This window comes from Brevibacterium sp. AGC70, assembly GCF_057334195.1.
In genome coordinates this window covers 64,011-82,125 of record NZ_JBHFIH010000016.1, presented here as the reverse complement: position 1 = coordinate 82,125, position 18,115 = coordinate 64,011, and the positions used below count along the sequence as shown (strand labels likewise).

Genomic DNA, 18,115 nt, shown 5'->3' with positions numbered 1-18,115 from the left:
GCGGAGGGCGCCGCGACAGCAAGCAGGTTCACGGGAACCCGCCGAATGTCGCGGCGCCCTCGCTGATGCAATCTCCGGGGGACCTGTCGGGCTCGCGTCCGATCGGGCACGGCCCAGCATCACCCCGGCATCCCAGACAGCCGCAGCCAAACGGCTGAATCACAACCGCGCGTTCACACCGGCGGGATGTCGTCGGCGAGGTGCACGGTCGCCAATTCGGTACGGGACCGGATCCCGAACTTTCCGTAGATGTGTGTGAGGTGGTACTGCACGGTCTTCTCTGCGATGAAGAGCTTGCGCGACACCTCGGCGTTGGTCATTCCCTGGACGACGAGGTCAGCCACGGACATCTCCTGCGGGGTCAGCGGCACGTAGCCGCGTGCCTCGACGGAACTCTTGACCGCACTCCTGCCGTTGTCGGCCTCCGACATGCCCCGCCAGGACATTCCGGTGGCGCGCAGCTCCTGATCGCAGCGCTTGATGAGGACCGTGGCGCCCACGCCCTCGTAGAATTCGCGCGCCCGCACCAGGCTCTCCACCGCCTCACGTCGCCGGTTGGCCCGCCGCAGCATCTGGCCGCGACGCAGCAGCACTTGGGCTGCCGCGGTGTCCTGCTGGCTGCGGGTGAAGAGTTCGAGCGCTCGGGAGAAGTCCGCTTCCGCGGCCGGAACGTCACCCGTGTCCTGATGGATCCTCGCAGAGGCGAGCGCTGACTGTGCGCGGATGTGCTCGCTGGCTTCGGCCGTGTTCTTCTTGAAGTCAGTTGCCACCTGCTGCGCCTGGTCGGAGTGGCCGAGGGTGATGAGCGCATCGACGTATTCGGTGGACCAGGGCCAGAAGGAGGCCCTGTCCTTGGTCCACGAGTCCACGTCGAGCAGCGGCCGCAATGCTGCCGCTCGCCCGTCATGGTCTCCTCTGACGTTCGCTGCCACGGCCCGCACCAGGCGTGCCGGTACCTGCATGGCCAGATAATCGCTGAGGATGGCGCTGCTGTCTGCTCGTCTCATCACCTCGTCGACGGGGTGTCCGCGCCAGAGTTTGATCTCCGCTGCGGTCCAGTTCAGCAGCGGGGCCACGAGAGAGATGTTGGCGCTGTCGGCCCGCCGCAGACCGATCTCAGCCGTACGCAGACCCTCATCCCATTCGCCGAGGAGGTACTGGACCCGGGCCAGCCAGCCGTGAGCCCACAGCGATATCCGCAGGGATCCTCGTTCATATTGGGTCGGGACGGCGGCTTCGAATTCCCGCACCGCTTCGCGCAGATCCCCGGCCAGCATCGACACCCATCCCACGCAGAGTCGAACCCTCTGGTTCTGGGCCCCGGTGAGGTGACGGTCGGAGAGGTCCTCGAGATCCTCCATGGCTTCGTCGATCTTGCCTTGAGCCGCGAAGCCCAGGGCTCGCATCGCATGGGACTCGACGTTCGCCGGTTCGTCGACCCCGCCTAGGGACATCGCCCGGTTCGCCCATTCGCGGACCTTCGGCCCGTCCCAGCGCACCAGGGAATCGAGTGTGCGGCGCAGCGCGATCTGTGCGGTGAGCCCGTCATCGTCTGTGGGTGCGGCGGCGGCCCGGGAGAGAAGGTCATCGGCCTGTGCGGCATGGCCGCGGTGGATGGCCACATTGGCCAGGACGGTGTCGCGCAGCGTTGAAGGCGCGATGTTCTTGCCGATGTCGATCCAGGGCAGGACCTCAACGACCCGACCGGCGCTGGCCAGGGCGTCGATGCCTGCCAGCAGCTCGTCATCGCGGTCGGCAGAAGGCGCCAGGACACGTGCGGCACCGAAGTGCAGCTCAGCAGCGTCGGCCCATCGCCCGAATCTCTCGGCGACGGCCCCCGACTCCTTGAGGCGACGGGCGAGTTCGCCATCAGCACCGAGCGCGGCCGCGGCAAGGTGGACTAAGCGTTCGTCTTCCCGGTAGGCGGAGTCGGCGGCCCGTTCGTGAAATATTCGTCTGGTCGAGGGCGCCATGGCAGCGACGATCACGCGGGCCGAGGTCGTGCGACTCAGGGCGAGGGTAAGCCGTCCGGCCGAGTTCCGTTCGCGGAAGACTCCGTGGGCCACACCAAGGTCGACTGCGGGACCCGGATCATGCAGAGTGGCCACGCTCGCGATGCGTGCAAGGTCCTGGGGGCCGCCGAGGATCGCCAACGCGGAGGCCACATCCGAGACTTCCGTCGAGCCGGTGGCCTCGATCGGGTCGAGGACCTCTCGGATCACGCTGTCGGGCATGGGCAGCTCGGCAGGATCAGCCGGCCAGCGGCTCTCGGGCAGCAGGGAGAGGATCTCCTGCGCCACGCGCAGACGACCGGAGCTCTGGGCCACGAGCACCGAAGCACCGTGCTCGCCGATGTCGTAGACCCCTTGCGCACGCGCCAGTTCAAGGGCGTCGGCGCGACCGAAGTCCGGGATCGTGACCCTTTCGGACACGGGACTGGTCGTCATGCGCAGAAAATCGGGATCCACCTCGGCGGACGTCTCCGGGTCGACGGCGATGAGGAGCAGGACACGGGTCCCGCGCAGACGACGCCCCAGCTGGCTGAAGATCTGCAGGCTCTCCGGATCTGCGAGGTGGACGTCGTCGAGGACGACGATGCGCTTCTCCTCATCCTCGCTCTGCAGCTCCTCGAGGAGGGACTCCGCGATCTGCACCCGGTCGCTGGCCGAGCACTCGCCGTCGACGGATTGCCAGATGGGGTCCCTTGTGCGCAGCTGCCCGAGCATCGCGTAGGGCACCTTTCGGCTCCATTCCGCGCCGACGAGGATCTCACAGTCATCATCGGTCTCGTCCTGGACGGCCCGCAGGACACTGGACTTGCCGGAGCCGGAACCGCCCTCGAGGATGATGACCCGACCGCCGCTGTCGGCGATCGAGTCCCACAGCTCGAGCACGGAGGCCAGGGCCTGAGCGGGACCGGGAAGAAGGTCGCTCCGGCCGATGCCTGCGATTGGTTCGTCTATCCCTGATCACCGCCGCCGATGGGCAGAACGGAGCCGTTGATGTAGGACGCTGCGTCCGAAGCGAGGAAGACGATGGGCCAGGCCTGTTCCGGCAAGGTCCCATACCTCTTGAACAAGCTGGACTCGGTCGTCTGCTCGACGACTTCGCGGAACCATCCTTGTTCCTCCTCGGTCTGGGCTCCCGGACCCCTGGGGATCCGGCGTTCTGGTGCTTCGGTGCCGCCGGGTGCAGTGGCCACGATCCGAACTCCCGCCTCGGCGGCCTCCATGGCCAGTGATGCGGTGAGCGCGTTGACCCCGCCCTTCGCAGCGGAGTACGGGACCCGGTTGATGCCGCGCGTGGCGATCGACGACACGTTGACAATGGTACCTGTCCCCCGTGACTTCATCTCGGGGAGAATCGCCCGACACATCCACATCGTCGGGAACAGGGAGCGGCGGATCTCGGCTTCGATCTTCTCGGGCTCGTAGAGTTCGTAGGGTTTGGCCCAGATGGTGCCGCCGACGGCGTTGATGCAGACGTCAGGGAGGCGCAGCTTCTTCGTCCCCTCGGAGACGACGTGTTCCGCACCCTCCCAGGTTTCAAGATCGCCGAGCACCGTCGCCGAGGTGAGGCTTCGTCCGCGTGCATCGGCGATGTCCTTCGCCTCGGTCTCGGTCTCCTGCACGAGGTCCGAGCGGTCGGACAGGATCAGGTCCGCACCCTGGGCTGCAGCGAGGAGGGCGGTTTCGCGCCCGATGCCCTGTGCAGCTCCGGTGATGAGGACGAGCTTGCCGGCCAGCAGGCCCTGCTCGACGAGGACGGATTGGTCGGTGGGCGCGGACTGCTCAGCTCGTACCTCAGGAGGCATGCGGCACCACCGAGCTCATCGTGGCGCGAGCGTGCTCGCTGTGGGCGCGCAGGACACGGCGGGCGGCATCGATGTCGTTGTTCTCGAAGGCGTCGACGAGTTCGAAGTGCTCCTTGTCGACCTCGGGTGCGATCCAGCCTCCGTTCTTCAGCGCTTCGACGATCTGGCTCTGGACCTGCAGGCGGCGGAAGCTTTCGAGGAAGGCCGGGTTGTCGGAGAGGATGAAGAGGTATTCGTGGAATTCCTCGTTGAGCTTGCCGAACTCCTCAGCGTCAAGGATCTCCTCGCCCTTGAGCTTCGTCGACACGTTCTCCGCCAGGCGGCGGAACTGTTCGAGCTGCTTGTCGGTGAGCCTGCCCATGAGCAGCTCCGTCACGGCGAGTTCGAGTCCGGTACGGGCCTCGAGATGGGCCATCGAGTCCTGGTGGGTGAAGGAGAGGCGACCGGTCTCTATCGACGAGACGGCTTCCCCGGCACTGACCTTGTCACCGGACTCCTTGATCGACTCGGTGCTCATCGGTGCACCGGATTCGTCGTCATCGGTCGAGCCCTTGGGCGCGAAGCGTTCGTAGTAGAAGTTGGCCGGGGTGATTCCCTCATCGCCGAGCCACTTCGAGACCGCGTCGACCATCGGCGGTGGACCGCAGAGGTAGATGTCGACATCGCCGCCGGCCAGGTGCTCGTCATCGAGGAACTGGGTGACATAGCCCTTCTGCTCAGCGGTGGACTCCGGGGAGGACACGCAGTAGCTGTAGGACAGGGTGCTGATCTTCTTCGCGTATTCGGCAAGGACGTCGAGGCCCACGAGGTCCGAGTCGTTGGTGACGCCGTAGACGAGGTGGATGGGCTGGTCGGTTCCGTCGTCGGCGATCTTCTCGAGGATCGACAGGATCGGGGCGAGTCCGGTTCCGCCTGCCAGCAGCAGCATGCGACGCTTCGGAGGTCGGAGGAAGAATGTGCCGAAGGGGCCGGTCATCGTCAGCTTGTCACCGATCGCGGCACGTTCGGTGAGGAAGGTCGACATGGCACCACCCGGGGTGTTGCGCACCATGAAGGAGGTCTTCTCCACCTTCGGACCAGAGCTGAAGGAGTAGGAGCGGGCCTGATCCGTGCCGGGGACCTGGAGGTTCATGTACTGTCCCGGGAGGTAGGCCAGATCATCGCGCTTGTCCACGGACAGGGTGAAGCTGACCGTGGAGTCCGCGTGGAACTCCAAATCGACGATCTCGGTCTCGAACTCCGAGGCCGAAGTCTTCGCGATGTCCGAGGTCGTAGGCACGTCGATGACCATGTCGGACTCGGGAGTGGCCTGGCAGGTCAGGACGTATCCGGCCTCGAGTTCCTCCTCCGTCATCGCATCGTCGATGAAGTCGCCCGGGTCGAACTCGCCTGAGGTGCAGAAGGACTTGCATGTCCCGCATGCTCCGTCGCGGCAGTCGGAGGGAAGGTTGATGCGTGCCTTGAAGGCGGCTTCCATCACCGTCTCGTACGGGTTGACCTTGATGATCTTGGTGACGCCATCTTCGAAGCTGATGGCTACGTCGTTGCTCATGGTTGTCCTTCTTGTCTCTCGGGCTGCGCTTCTTCACACAGATGGTCATTCGCGATCAACGCGGTTCAGATCATGTAGATGTCGATGAGCTGATGCACGGTGTCGTTCTTGAGGATGACCTTCTTGGCCGTGATCACCGGGCTCTCCCCGGAGATGTCGAGCGTGTAGAGGCTATGACCGTAGTAGGTCAGCGTTGACTGGTACCGGTAGTAGTGGGTGGTCCAGCTGAAGCGAGCCTCCACCGTGTCGCCGTCGCGGCTGAGGAACTCCACACCGCTGATGTTGTGCTCGGTGCGCGGTTCCGGCATCGATGTGGCGGCCGACCGGTCGGTCCTGATGCGGAAGACTCTGTCTTCGAGCCCGCTGCGGTTCGGGTACCAGATGAGTGAGATCTCGTTCTGAGGGTCGGTCGTCAGAGTGTCGTCGACATCCCAGGCCGGCATCCAGAACGGAGCATCGGGGTGGTAGCACTCCAGCCACTCCTCGAAGTTCCATTCGTCGAGGAGCCTGGCCTCACGGTAGAGGAACTGCCGGATCCATTCTGAGGTTTCGGGGTCGACGATCAGTGCGGACTTCGTCGCGGGTGCTGTCATGGTCATGATTGAAGGTTCCTTTCTTACTGCTGCTGCCGTGCGGCGGCGCGTGCGTCCTCTGTGGCGAGCGCGTCAATCATCACCGACTGCCAGTACTCGTGCTGGACCGGGTAGAGTCCCTCGTCCTCGGTCTTCGCACCCGAGGCGATCGGGTTGATGCCCAGTTCCTTGGCCTGCTCGTCGGGGCCGTCGATCTGGTGTTCCTGGCCGCGTGACATGTCGTTCCACGGGGCCGCCGAAGCCTGGTAGGTCTTGTGCGCCGACCGGAATTCCTCGAGGTCGTCCGGTGTCGCCATTCCGGTGGCGTTGAAGAAGTCCTCATACTGGCGGATGCGGTTGGCTCGGGCCTCCTGGGATTCGCCCTTGGGGGCGATGCAGAAGGTCGTGACCTCGGTCAGGTCGGCAGCGATCGGGCGGATGTGCCGGATCTGCGAGCTGAACTGGTCCATGAGGTAGACGTTCGGGTAGAGGCAGAGGTTGCGCGAGATGTTGGTCATGAAGTTCGCCATCGTCTCGCCGTACTGCTCGACGAGGCGTTCGCGCTCGGACCACAGGGACCGGTCCTCGGGGTTCGTCCATTCCTGCCACAGCAGCAGGTGACCGTAGGGGAAGGAGTAGAAGCCGCCGGCGACCTTGCCCCAACCGCCGGCATCCATGGCCTTGGTCTCGTTCTCCGACTCACCGGACTTGCGGCGTGCGGTGGTGGCCGCGTAGTTCCAGTGCACCGAGGTCACGTGGTAGCCGTCGGCACCGTTTTCGGCCTGGAGCTTCCAGTTGCCTTCGTAGGTGTAGGTGGTGGCGCCCTTGAGGATCTCGAGGCCGTCCGGTGACTGGTCGACGACGGAGTCGATGATGACCCGGGTGTCGCCGAGGTGGTCCTCCAGGGGCTGGACATCAGGGTTGAGTGAGCCGAAGAGGAATCCACGGTAGCTTTCGAACCGTGCGACCTTGGTCAGGTCGTGTGAGCCTTCCTTGTTGAACTGCTCAGGGTAGCCGCCGTTGCGTCCGTCCTTGACCTTCAGCAGCTCACCGGAGTTGCGGAAGGTCCAGCCGTGAAAGGGGCACGTCAGTGTGGTGCGGTTGTCGGTCTTGCGGCGACAGAGCATCGCCCCGCGGTGGGCGCAGGCGTTGATGAGGCAATTGAGTCCACCCTGCTTGTCCCGGGTGATCATGATGGGCTGTCGACCGATGTAGGTCGTGAAGTAGTCGCCGATCTCGGGAATCTGGGATTCGTGGGCGAGGTAGATCCAGTTGCCTTCGAAGATGTACTTCATCTCGAGCTCAAAGGTCTCTTCGTCGGTGAAGATCTGCCGATTGACGCGGCGGACGCCCTCTTCGGGCCGTTCCTGGACTCCGTTCGCGATGAGATCTCGAGTGTCAGCGCTGAAATCGAGCGTATCGGTCATGGTGAGCCTCCATTGGTCTCTCGTTGAGTAGGTCGCTTGTCGATGGGCATCGTGCTGGTCGTCGGCCTGTCGCCGATGAGTTGACCACTCCATCCTGGTCCTCGGTGATGCAGTTCACACCAGGGGGACCCCTAGGAGTGACCCAGGGCATCAGGACTGGGGTTCTCAGGGCCTGTCACGCAGCTCCGCGACCCGTAATGTGACCGGTGACCTCACAGCGAAATCTGCTGTCGACTCGGCAAGGACAACTGCCGGAGTTCATCTAAGTCTCTGCGCGCACAAGGGTGTTCTGCGCGGATGAGGAAAGGACTGCAATCGTGAATCGCATCGAAGCGCTGTACTCGGATCTCTCACGCCTCGGACGGGAAACGGAGATGATGGACACCGTCATCACGATGCTCGCCGACGATCTCTTAGAGACTACGACCGCCGACGGGCACAGCAGGCAGGTCGTCATCTCCCGCGTCGTGGACGGAGGGTTCGAACTCGCCGAACTCATCGGAGCGAAGCTGAATCTGCCGGCAAGCGACGATGACAAGGCCGACGATGTCCGTGCCCGCTATCGCCGGTGCCATCTCGCCTTCACCGCTGCCGCCGCTCAGCTGGCCAAGCTGCCCGAGGACACCGTCTTCGACTACCGGGGCCTGCAGCTGACCCCTGGCGACATCGTGCCGCAGCGCATCGGGGAGATCGTCATCGCCCACGATTCTCTGGGCACCGCGTGGACCATCGAAGAGGCGGATCCCGATTCCGCCCTCGACGCACTGGAGACTCTGATCAGACGCCTGAAGATCGCCGAGGCGGCACCTGCCCTGGTCGTGGACTCGACCGAGGGTGACCATTGGGAGATCGGTGACAACGGCCAGGCCATCAGCGGTGACCGTGAGGATCTCGTCCAGTGGCTGGCCTGGGGCTACCCCGGTGAGCTGGAATCCGACCGCGAGCTGCCCACCCTGCCCACACTTCCGCGCTGGACCTGAGCACCGACGCTCACTCTGAGTATCACTCGACCTGAGCACCGACGGACCTGAGCACCGACGCTCACGTCCGATCACACCCCCTGACCACCTCGGCGGGGTGCCTCGGAATCTCTCCGAGGGCCGATCAACGCACCGACTTGAAGGACTGAAGACCATGTCGCACACACTTGTCAGCGCACAACCTGCGCAGGAACGGAAGACAGCGGGCTGGGTGGCGTTCATCGCCTGCGGCGCTCTCGTCTTCGACGGCTACGACCTCACCGTCTACGGCACCATCATGCCCACGCTGCTCAACGACCCCTCCCAACTGGGTGCCCTCGACCCATCCACGGCAGGACTCCTCGGCTCCTACGCTATGCTGGGCGTCCTCGTCGGAGCGCTCACCTGCGGGGCAGTCGGAGACTGGCTGGGACGCCGCCGCCTCCTGCTGGTGAGCATCTCCTGGTTCTCACTCGGAATGCTCTTCACCGCGTTCGCCAGCTCCGTGATGGCCTTCGGCATCCTCCGCTTCCTCAGCGGCCTAGGCCTCGGTGCGGTGCTGGCAGTAGCCGGAGCCACCATGGCGGAGTTCGCCCCCGCGAACAAGCGCAACCTCTACAACGCCATCGTCTACTCCGGTGTCCCGGCCGGCGGCGTGCTGGCCGCAGGACTGGGAATCATCCTCCTTGAGCCCCTGGGATGGCGCGGACTCTTCATCATCGGTGCCGCTCCCCTCGTGTTGGTGCCCATCGCCTTCTTCAAGGTCCCTGAATCGCCGAGGTGGCTGCTCACTCGCGGCCGCCGCGAGGAGGCCATCGCAACTGCTCGTCGTGCGGGCACCCCCTTGGTCGACGATTCCCAGCTGGTCACTGATTCGGCTTCGGTCGAACGCACCGGCTTCGCCGCTCTGCTCACACCGCGCTGGCGCATGGCCACCATCTTCCTCGGGTTCCTGTCCTTCGCCGGCCTCCTCCTGACCTACGGCCTCAACACCTGGCTGCCGGAGATCATGCAGGGCTACGGCTATGACACCTCGGGGTCTCTGGCCTTCCTCCTCATCCTCAACGGAGGCGCCGTCATCGGCGCACTCATCGGCTCGAAGATCGCCGATCGCTTCAGCCCCCGGCCGATCATCGTCTCCACCTTCGTCCTCGCCGCGATCACGCTCACCCTGATGACCTTCCAGCTGCCGATCGCCTTCCTCTTCGCGTTCATCGCCATGGCCGGAGTCGGAACCCTTGGCACACAGGTTCTCGGATATGGATACGTGTCGACGTACTACACGACGAACGCCCGGTCGGCGGGTGTGGCCTGGTTCGCCGGGTTCGGGCGCATCGGCGGAGTCATCGGCCCGTTCATCGGCGGGTTCATCGCCTCCATCGGGCTCGGCGGGGCACAGGCGTTCTACGTGTTCGCCGGCGTCGCCCTCTTCGGGGCGCTGATGGCCTACCTGGTTCCCAAGCAGCCTGACCTGGAAACCGCCGGCACGGACCAGGCGGCAGCACCCGCGACTACGGCCTCGGCTGCGGACCGGACTCCCCTGACCACGAACGACGCCGCAGCGGCGTCCCACCCGCAGAGCTGACAACGACCACGGGACGAGAGTTCACAGTATGCACGAGAACCCGACGACCACCTCGGCGAGTTCGCGCTCGACTGAGAAGGAACCCCTGATCGAGCGCCCGACGACGCGGATGCCCAAGCTGCGCGACATCCGTCGGGACATCGGACTCGAGTACTGCCTCAATGCCGTCGTCGGGCTCATCTTCGGCATCACCGGGCCCATCGCCGTGACCATGGCGGTGGGGCTGGCCGGCGGGCTCAGTGATGCTCAGCTTTCGTCCTGGGTCTTCGGGATCTTCCTCTCTGCGGGCCTGGCCACCCTGGTCATGTCGCTGGTCTACCGGCGACCTTTGGGGTTCGCCTGGTCGATTCCCGGCACCGTTCTGCTCGGACCCTCGCTGCAGCATCTGAGCTTCGGGGAGGTCGTCGGGGCCTTCTTCGTCGCCGGTGTGCTGACCCTGGGGTTGGGCATGAGTGGCTTGGTCAGGCGTGCCATGGCCGCAATTCCGCCTCCGATCGTCATGGCCATGGTGGCCGCGATCTTCCTGCGCTTCGGCATCGACATCGTCGACGCAGGGCGATCGACTCCGGCGATCGTCATTCCGATGATCATCGCATTCATCGCACTCACGGCCCTGCCGGGGCTGGCTCGCTTCATGCCTCCGGTCCTCGGTGCCCTGCTGGTCGGCATCATCGCCGTCGTCGTCCTCGGGCAGCTGAATCTCTCATCCGGCGGTCCGGTCCTCGCTCACCCGGTGTTCACCCCGCCCGAGTTCACCTGGGCGGCTCAGCTCGAACTCGTCGTCCCGCTGACGCTGACGGTGCTCGTCGTCCAGAACGGTCAGGGTGAGGCGGTGCTGCGCGCCGCCGGACATGCGACTCCCGTCAATGCCTCGGCCGTGACATCGGGCCTCATGTCGGTGCTCAACGCGTGCTTCGGGGCGGTCTCCGCGTGCCTGACCGGGCCGACCAACGCCCTGCTCACCTCGTCGGGGGATCCCAAACGTCAGTACTCCGCGGCCGTCTTCTACTCGTTCCTCTGCTTCATCGCAGCACTGTTCTCACCGCTGGTCACCCGGTTCATGCTCGGCACACCGGAGGCCTACATTCTGGCTCTGGGCGGAATGGCGATGCTCGGTGCTCTGCGCCAGGCCTTCGTGTCGGCGTTCTCATCCAAGTACACCTTCGGCGCCCTTGTCACCTTCGTCGTCACGATCGCCGAGTTCGACCTGTTCAACATCCATGCGGCGTTCTGGGGAATCCTCATCGGCTGCATTGCCTCCCGGTTCCTCGAACCGGGAGACTACCGGGCGGCGACGGGAACCGACCGCACCTGAGGCGACCTCTCGTCCGCGGACAGAGCCGCCTCTGCACGTACAGTGATGGAGGCATGGAACGTCGACCACCGGAGGACTGAAGGAACATGAGCGAACCGAGCCTCCGACGTCTGCGCTACTTCATCGCCTTGGCCGAGCATGGGAAGTTCCAGACCGCGGCTGAGGCCATGAGGATCTCCCAACCGGCGCTGAGCGCCGAGCTGAGACGACTCGAGGACTTCGTCGGCAGGCCGCTGTTCCTGCGCAGCCCGTCCACCAGGCTCACTCCCGCCGGACAAGCGCTGCTCCCCCACGCCAAGGCAGCGGTCGGGGCAGCGAATCGCTTCAACGGAGTCGCCACCGAGCTCGGCTCCGGGGAGTCGACGACGATCGCCATCGGCATGGTCGCCACGTTCCTCCACCGCGGGCTGCCGGAAGCGGTGAAGGACTTCACCACCGATCGACCGCGCATCTCCGTGACCACTCGGGAAGCCACCTCGGCAAGTCAGAGCGACATGCTGTTGGGCCACGAGATCGACATCTCGTGCGGGCACATGCCGGTGCAGCACCCCGGCGTCATCTGCACTCCGGCCGCGCGGGAGAACTTCTGGCTGTGCGTGCCCTCGGAACTGAACGGCATATCCCTCGCCGAGGCGGCCGATCGACCGTTCGTCATCTTCCACAGGAGCGCCTCCCCGACCTACCACGACACCGTCGTCGGCATCTGCCGCTCCCATGGGTTCGAGCCGCGCATCCACCACGAGACCACCAGTTGGGCGACGGCCGTGGAGATGGTCGCGCATGGGTTGGGTATCGCCCTCGCGCCCACTCCCCTGGCTCGCAGTTCCCGCCGTGATGACCGTCTGTCGTTCAGCCGGATCGAGTCGGGTCCGAACGCGCCGCAGGCCTGGGTGACGATCCGACGAGAGGATCAGTCCGGACCGGTGGGCGAACTGAGCATGGCCATCGTCGTCGCCTCCGAGGAGTCGACAGACACAGCGCCGACGACAGACTGACAACGCTGGCAGCACTTCACGGCGCCAACGACTCCTGCCGGGGTCAACTGATACCTCAAATGCAACAGTCACTTGACACTGGTGACGTCTCAGATGGTGAAGCCTGCGAAGAAGATATCGGAATGCCAACTCCTGGGAAAGACCAACTGTGACCTGGGCTTCGCTCACTTACATCATCATTGGTTATAACGAGATAGCACAAGGTTATTTGCCGCCGACTGTCCACACGCTTACTGTGAATCCATCATCGACGGCGCTGTTCTCGCCGTCGGCTGGTGCAAAGATGCTCCATCTGAGAGGACTCGCATGTCAGACTCCGTCAACACCGCCAAACGTGCCCGCAAGGCAGGAATCGCCTCCTATGTCGGAACCACCATCGAGTGGTACGACTTCTATATCTACGGCGCCGCTTCGGCCCTCGTCTTCGGTCACGTCTTCTTCCCCGACAACCTGCCCGACGGGGTCGGCACTCTGCTCTCCTTCGTCACCATGTGGGCGGGCTTCATCGCCCGTCCCCTCGGCGGAATCGTCTTCGGCCACTTCGGCGACAAATACGGTCGCAAGAAGACACTCGTGGTCACACTGATTCTCATGGGCGCAGCTTCGTTCGTCGTCGGCTTGCTGCCCGGCTACTCGACAATCGGCCTCGCGGCGCCCATCCTCCTCACCTTCCTGCGTGTCCTCCAGGGCATCGCCGTCGGCGGCGAGTGGGGCGGATCCGTGCTCATTGCCAGTGAGAGCGCGCCAAAGGGCAAGAGCATCCTGTATTCGGCGTTCGCCCAGCAGGGGTCACCGACCGGCAACCTGCTGGCCACCGGAGCCTTCTTCTTCCTCGCGATGATGCCCACACCGGAGTTCATCCTCTACGGCTGGAGGATCGCCTTCCTGGCATCCATCCTGCTCATCGTCATCGGGCTCGTCATCAGGCTCAAGCTCGAAGAACCGCAGATCATGCAGCAGGCCCGCAAGAAGGACGCCGTGGTCAAGGTGCCGGTAGTCGAGGCGTTCAAGAAGCACTGGGCACTCATCCTCATCGGCGCCGGTGCTCTGCCGCTCGTACAGGTCACCTACCTGAAGACCACTTTCGCCACGGCATGGGCCACGGACAAGTCCCACGATTGGGCCTACGGCACGTCGAGCTTCCTCGGCATCGTGGCGATCGCACTCGTCGTGCAGTTCATCGTCCAACCATTCGGCGCCGTCATCCTCAGTCGGGTCAAGGACATGCGCAAGGCGATCTTCTGGATCGTGGTTCCCGAATTCGTCCTCATGCCGCTGATGTTCTTCGCCATCCAGACCGGCAATACCTGGCTCGCCATCCTCGGCATGGCAGCGGCCACCGTTCCACACTCGATGTTCTATGCGGGAATCGGCGGAATCCTGGCCCGCGCCTTCCCTGCAAAGGTTCGCTACACGGGCATCTCGCTGTCCTACCAGCTGTGCTCGATGACCGTGGCCGGAGCCACCCCGGCATTGGCCCAGTGGATGTACACCAGCACAGACACGATCATGCCGGTGGCGATCCTCGGCGCATCCTATGCCGTGGTGTCTCTCATCTGCACGCTGATCCTCCTGCAGAAGACCGGATGGGTGGCATCCGAAGACTCGAACGCCGAGAAGGCAGAGAAGATCGAACTCGCCGAAGAGACCGCTGAGGACGAGCGCCTCGCCGCCCTCGACCGCGAGGACGCTTCCCGACCCTGAGTCAGTGGGCGTCCCCGCGGGGAGGTTCGCAGGTCACGAAAAGTGCCCCATCCGCATTGCGCATGGGGCACTTTTCGCTGCGCTCACCGCAGGTAGAGCCGGACGGTATCGATCTCGTCGCGGAGAAGTCGGACCTCCTCGCCGGTGGGTTCCTGGGTGACGGACAGATCGTCGGAGATCGCCAGGTCCCATCCGGTCTGCTCCTGCACCTGCTCACTCGTGACGCCGGGATGGACGTGAGTGAGCTCGAGCTCACCGAGGCGGTTCTTGCGGCGAAGGATTCCCAGTGGAGTGATCACCGTGCTGACCCCGAATCCGCGCGGCTGGATGAAGTCGGGATGTTCAGCGGCCCTGACCGGCGAGGCCGAGGTGACGAAATCGAGTTCACTCGGCAGTGCCGCCGGATCGTGGCGGCGGAGGATGACGAAGACTTCGCCGGCGTTCGCCATGATATCGGCGGCACCGCCCGATCCTGGCAGGCGCACCTTCGGCGAATCCCAGTCCCCGATGACCGTGGTGTTGAGGGAACCGAAACGATCGATCTGCGCAGCACCGAGGAACCCGACGTCGACATTGCCGCCTTGGAGTACGTAGCCGAACAGGGCATGCATATTCACCACCGCCTCTGCGCCGGAGACGACGACCGAATCGGCGATGCCCTCAGCCATCGACTCCGGGTGGGCACCGGCCACACCGGATTCGTAGACCAGCTGGATATCGGGATTGAGGGTGCGGTGCGCGAGGTCGACGGCCAGCGTGGGCAGGCCGATGCCGGCGAAGACCGTGTTGCTGCGGGCGAGCATCTTCGCCGCCGCGCATACGACAAGTTCGGTCTCCGTGAAGTCAGCAGCAGTGGTCATCGTGAGCTCCGTTCTGTCGATGCGTCCGGTCGTCGTCCGTAGTCGACGCTGCCCGAGGGCCTGGGCGCCATCCGCAGAGCAGCGATCCGATCACGGCCGATGGCATCGAGGTACTCCTCGTGGTCCTTCGTTCCGCGGATGTGCGTATCGATCCACTCGCGCAGTTCAGCGGGGTCCTGTGAGATCGGCGTCCATTCGCGGTAGAAGGCGTTGTCACGGTCATAGGAACCCTGCACATACGAGGGATGAGCACCGGTCGGGACGACGCAGACGGCATCCACGGCGTGGGCGGGGATGAGGGTGCGATTCGGGTCGGCTCGGACCACCTCATCGTCGACGATCTCTTCGACCGTGACGATGACCTTGTCGGCTGCGTAGACGGCTTCCTGCTGGACTCCGGCGATGCCCCAGATCTGGACGTTGCCTTTCCTATCAGCGCGCTGAGCATGGATGATCGTGACATCCGGGTTGAGCGGAGGCACCACATAGATCTTCTTGCCTGTGTAGGGATCGACGACGGCGCGGATGTCCGGGTTGATGCCCGGCATATCGGATCCGACGAACGAGCTGATCGGCGCAAACGGGAGCCGGGCGGCGCCAGCGTGATAGCGAAGCGTCATCGCATGGTGAGAGTACTCCTCGACCGGCAGCGGAGCAGGGTCCTGAGACTCGATGCGCCGGCGGACCTCATAGAGGCTGCCCGCCGAGCCCGAAGCGAAGAACGAACACACGAGTCGATCGACGCCTCCGGCAGCGATCATCATGTCGCTGAGCAGATCGGGCGTCATCCGACAGAACGTGAGTCCGGTGATCCCCTGGCGGATGATCTCGTGGCCCGCGGCGAACGGGATAAGGTGAGAGAAGCCTTCCAGGGCAATCGTGTCTCCGGGGTTGACGAGCTTCTCCACCGCGTGCGGCAAACTGACGACTGTGTCACTGTCCATAAATCGCAGACTATATTAAAGTCCGAGTTCCGCAAAAGACTGACTTAATTATTATCGAATCGTGCAATAATAATGAGCATCGCGCGGAACGGGAATCTGCGGCCGCGCGCCAGAGCATCGCACCAGGGTGCAGACTATCCCAGCCAGCAGACCACACCGGCCAGCAGGCGACTAATGAGCAGATGGAGACGTCGAAGATGGAACTGAGTCAGATCCGCGCATTCGTCGCGGTTGCCGAAGAGCTCCATTTCGGCCGTGCCGCCGAGCGACTCGGCATGGCCCAACCGCCGCTGAGCCGGACCATCCGCGCACTCGAGACCGAACTCGGCGCATCATTGTTCCAGCGCACCACCCGATCCGTCAGCCTCTCCTCCGCAGGGGAGGCCTTCTACGAGCCTGCCAAGCACATGCTCGCCACCCAGCAGGCGGCCGTCGAATCCGTGCACCGATCATCGCGTGGGCAGATCGGAAGGATCCGATTCGGCTACTCCCACCCCTCGTCCCGCCACTTGGTCGCCGCCCTTGTCGCAGCCTCTGAGGAGAACAACCCGGGCGTCTCCTTCCAGCTCGAGTCGAGGGTGTATGCCGATGAGGGCCTCGAGCGGATCATGGACGGCACCCTCGACCTCGCTCTGGTCCGGTGGCAGCAGCGACCCTCACTCATCGCCGGACGACCGGTGCAGATCGAACGCCCGTGCGTCGCCGTTCCCCCTGGTCACCCCCTTGCCAAACGAACATCTGTCGACGTCGCTGAACTCAGCGAGGAGCGTTTCATCTTCCTGCCCTCGCGCCCCAATTCGAATCTGCGCGAAACCGGGATGCGCCTGTGCCTCGACGCGGGTTTCGCGCCGAGGGTCGTTCAGGAAGCTCCCGACTCGCAGTCCATCGCGGCTCTCGTGGGTGCCGGCATGGGCGTGACGATCACCTTCGACTCGGTGGCGGCCGGCTACGGTTCGGACGTCGTCGCAGTCCCCCTCAACGCGGACAATGAGACGACGAAGCTCTATCTCGCCTATCGCCTCGACCATCACGACGCCGCACTCGATTCGGTCCTCGACATCGCCGAGGCGGCCCTGCCCACTGTGCGGTGAGCTCCACTCAGCCTGCGATAGCTCGATCTGCCGCGCCGACCGCGCCAGCCATCCGACATTTCGGACGAATCTCATGCGGGACTCGTTGTCTTCCGCGCTCCTCACCTCGAAGATTGTCCTCATGGACGCAACGAAGCAACTACTTTCCGAGGTCAGGGTCGCGGACTTCTCGCGAGTGCTGGCAGGACCGTATGCCACCGCCATGCTCGCCGATCAGGGCGCCGAGGTGTTCAAGATCGAGATGCCGGGACACGGCGACGACTCCCGGCACCTGGGTCCCTTCACCGAGACCGGCTCGACCTACTTCACCTCCCTCAACCGAGGCAAACGATCCATCGAAGCCGACCTCAAGGATCCTGTCGCACACGAGAAGCTGCTCGACTTCATCCGCACCTGCGATGTCGTCGTCGAGAACTTCCGCCCCGGCGTCGCGGCCAAACTGGGACTGTCCTTCGCAGACATCAAGGCGGTCAAGCCGGACATCGTCTACGCTTCGATCTCCGGGTTCGGCCAGACCGGTACCCAGGCGAAACGTCCCGCCTACGACACCGTCATCCAGGCGCTCAGCGGTCTCATGTCATCGACCGGTTTCCCCGAAGACTCCCCTACCCGCGTAGGCGAATCCATCGCCGACGTCTCCGCAGGAGTCTTCGCCGCCTTCGGCATCTCGAGCGCGCTCTTCCACCGCCAGGCCACCGGCGAAGGTGCCCACATCGACATCCCGATGCTCGACGTCATGCTCGCGATGCAGCCGACGAACACCGCCATCCATGCCGCTGGCTCCACACCGAACCGCGTCGGCAATCGACACCCCACCTCCGCACCCTTCGACACCTATGCCGGATCCGACGGTCTCGTCGTCATCGCCGTGGCCAACGACAAGCTCTTCGGCGTCCTCGCTGCCACGCTCGGCAGACCCGAGCTCGCCACCGATGCCCGGTTCGCCACAGACGGACTCCGCTCAGACAACGACGAGGATCTGCGCACCGAGATCGAGGAGTTCACCAGCACTCACACGGTGGCCGAGTTGTGCGCGATCTTCGACGCGTCAGGAGTCCCCAACTCCCCTGTCCTCAACTTCACCGAGGCCATCGACGGCCCCATCACCGCCGGCCGCGATCTCACCACCACCGATGCCCGCACCGGTCATACGCACCTGCGCCACCCCCTCCTCGTCGATGGTGCCAGGCCGACAACCACGCTTCCGGTGCCCCACCTCGGCGAGCACAATGACGAGCTGCGCGCACCGCGGCCACGCACGACCACCGACTGGTAGACACCGCCACTCATCGAAGGA

14 protein-coding genes are annotated in these 18,115 nt (G+C 64.4%); 7 read left to right on the top strand and 7 right to left on the bottom strand.

Going from position 1 to position 18,115, the window contains the following annotated elements:
* Positions 1–173: 173 nt before the first annotated feature.
* The 5 genes from ACE03M_RS14265 to benA form a co-directional block, all read right to left on the bottom strand.
* On the bottom strand, positions 174–2,903 hold the full coding sequence (locus ACE03M_RS14265; protein WP_485934678.1) for a LuxR C-terminal-related transcriptional regulator: 2,730 nt from the start codon (positions 2,901–2,903) through the stop codon (positions 174–176).
* A 56-nt stretch (positions 2,904–2,959) separates the two neighbouring features.
* Entirely contained in the window at positions 2,960–3,814 is an 855-nt protein-coding gene (gene benD, locus ACE03M_RS14260; RefSeq protein WP_485934658.1) for a benzoate diol dehydrogenase BenD, read from the bottom strand.
* Positions 3,804–5,366 carry a benzoate 1,2-dioxygenase electron transfer component BenC gene (benC, locus tag ACE03M_RS14255; RefSeq protein ID WP_485934656.1) on the bottom strand — a complete coding sequence of 521 codons (1,563 nt, stop codon included), beginning with the start codon at positions 5,364–5,366 and terminating at the stop codon, positions 3,804–3,806. Before benC ends, benD begins: the two co-directional genes overlap by 11 nt.
* A 65-nt stretch (positions 5,367–5,431) precedes the next feature.
* Positions 5,432–5,965, bottom strand: a complete 534-nt coding sequence (benB, locus tag ACE03M_RS14250) for a benzoate 1,2-dioxygenase small subunit (RefSeq protein WP_313900587.1) — start codon at positions 5,963–5,965, stop codon at positions 5,432–5,434.
* Positions 5,966–5,982: 17 nt separating this feature from the next.
* A complete protein-coding gene (gene benA / locus ACE03M_RS14245; protein WP_143923025.1) occupies positions 5,983–7,365 on the bottom strand; it encodes a benzoate 1,2-dioxygenase large subunit in 1,383 nt (460 codons plus the stop codon).
* 317 nt (positions 7,366–7,682) lie between these two features.
* Between benA and ACE03M_RS14240 the strand changes: the two genes are divergently transcribed.
* The 5 genes from ACE03M_RS14240 to ACE03M_RS14220 all read left to right on the top strand — a co-directional run bounded on the left by ACE03M_RS14240 (position 7,683) and on the right by ACE03M_RS14220 (position 13,923).
* Positions 7,683–8,345 carry a DinB family protein gene (locus ACE03M_RS14240; RefSeq protein ID WP_485934654.1) on the top strand — a complete coding sequence of 221 codons (663 nt, stop codon included), beginning with the start codon at positions 7,683–7,685 and terminating at the stop codon, positions 8,343–8,345.
* A 154-nt stretch (positions 8,346–8,499) separates the two neighbouring features.
* The gene (locus ACE03M_RS14235; protein ID WP_485934653.1) at positions 8,500–9,909 is read left to right on the top strand and encodes an MFS transporter; all 1,410 of its coding nucleotides are present in this window, start codon (positions 8,500–8,502) and stop codon (positions 9,907–9,909) included.
* Between the two features lie 28 nt (positions 9,910–9,937).
* The gene (locus tag ACE03M_RS14230) at positions 9,938–11,224 is read left to right on the top strand and encodes a benzoate/H(+) symporter BenE family transporter (protein WP_485934651.1); all 1,287 of its coding nucleotides are present in this window, start codon (positions 9,938–9,940) and stop codon (positions 11,222–11,224) included.
* Positions 11,225–11,310: 86 nt separating this feature from the next.
* A complete protein-coding gene (locus ACE03M_RS14225) occupies positions 11,311–12,219 on the top strand; it encodes a LysR family transcriptional regulator (RefSeq protein WP_485934649.1) in 909 nt (302 codons plus the stop codon).
* A gap of 306 nt (positions 12,220–12,525) precedes the next feature.
* Positions 12,526–13,923: an MFS transporter gene (locus tag ACE03M_RS14220; RefSeq protein WP_143923020.1), complete on the top strand. Its 1,398-nt coding sequence runs from the start codon at positions 12,526–12,528 to the stop codon at positions 13,921–13,923.
* Positions 13,924–14,006: 83 nt separating this feature from the next.
* Here ACE03M_RS14220 and ACE03M_RS14215 read toward each other — a convergent pair whose 3' ends face one another.
* Both ACE03M_RS14215 and ACE03M_RS14210 read right to left on the bottom strand, forming a co-directional pair.
* Positions 14,007–14,783 (bottom strand): CoA-transferase subunit beta, encoded by a 777-nt coding sequence (locus ACE03M_RS14215; protein WP_485934647.1) that lies wholly within the window; start codon positions 14,781–14,783, stop codon positions 14,007–14,009.
* The gene (locus tag ACE03M_RS14210; RefSeq protein ID WP_143923018.1) at positions 14,780–15,727 is read right to left on the bottom strand and encodes a CoA transferase subunit A; all 948 of its coding nucleotides are present in this window, start codon (positions 15,725–15,727) and stop codon (positions 14,780–14,782) included. Before ACE03M_RS14210 ends, ACE03M_RS14215 begins: the two co-directional genes overlap by 4 nt.
* Before the next feature lie 197 nt (positions 15,728–15,924).
* On the opposite strand from ACE03M_RS14210, the gene ACE03M_RS14205 reads away from it, so the two are divergent.
* Positions 15,925–16,818, top strand: coding sequence for a LysR family transcriptional regulator (locus tag ACE03M_RS14205; RefSeq protein ID WP_485934646.1), 894 nt, complete (start codon positions 15,925–15,927; stop codon positions 16,816–16,818).
* 121 nt (positions 16,819–16,939) lie between these two features.
* Positions 16,940–18,094 carry a CaiB/BaiF CoA transferase family protein gene (locus ACE03M_RS14200; RefSeq protein WP_485934644.1) on the top strand — a complete coding sequence of 385 codons (1,155 nt, stop codon included), beginning with the start codon at positions 16,940–16,942 and terminating at the stop codon, positions 18,092–18,094.
* Positions 18,095–18,115: the final 21 nt, after the last annotated feature.

Coding starts and splice junctions, on each gene's coding strand:
- benD (WP_485934658.1), bottom strand. CDS start 3,814: ATGCCTCCTGAGGTACGAGCTGAGCAGTCCGCGCCCACCGACCAATCC.
- benC (WP_485934656.1), bottom strand. CDS start 5,366: ATGAGCAACGACGTAGCCATCAGCTTCGAAGATGGCGTCACCAAGATC.
- benB (WP_313900587.1), bottom strand. CDS start 5,965: ATGACCATGACAGCACCCGCGACGAAGTCCGCACTGATCGTCGACCCC.
- benA (WP_143923025.1), bottom strand. CDS start 7,365: ATGACCGATACGCTCGATTTCAGCGCTGACACTCGAGATCTCATCGCG.
- ACE03M_RS14235 (WP_485934653.1), top strand. CDS start 8,500: ATGTCGCACACACTTGTCAGCGCACAACCTGCGCAGGAACGGAAGACA.
- ACE03M_RS14230 (WP_485934651.1), top strand. CDS start 9,938: ATGCACGAGAACCCGACGACCACCTCGGCGAGTTCGCGCTCGACTGAG.
- ACE03M_RS14225 (WP_485934649.1), top strand. CDS start 11,311: ATGAGCGAACCGAGCCTCCGACGTCTGCGCTACTTCATCGCCTTGGCC.
- ACE03M_RS14220 (WP_143923020.1), top strand. CDS start 12,526: ATGTCAGACTCCGTCAACACCGCCAAACGTGCCCGCAAGGCAGGAATC.
- ACE03M_RS14215 (WP_485934647.1), bottom strand. CDS start 14,783: ATGACCACTGCTGCTGACTTCACGGAGACCGAACTTGTCGTATGCGCG.
- ACE03M_RS14210 (WP_143923018.1), bottom strand. CDS start 15,727: ATGGACAGTGACACAGTCGTCAGTTTGCCGCACGCGGTGGAGAAGCTC.
- ACE03M_RS14205 (WP_485934646.1), top strand. CDS start 15,925: ATGGAACTGAGTCAGATCCGCGCATTCGTCGCGGTTGCCGAAGAGCTC.
- ACE03M_RS14200 (WP_485934644.1), top strand. CDS start 16,940: ATGGACGCAACGAAGCAACTACTTTCCGAGGTCAGGGTCGCGGACTTC.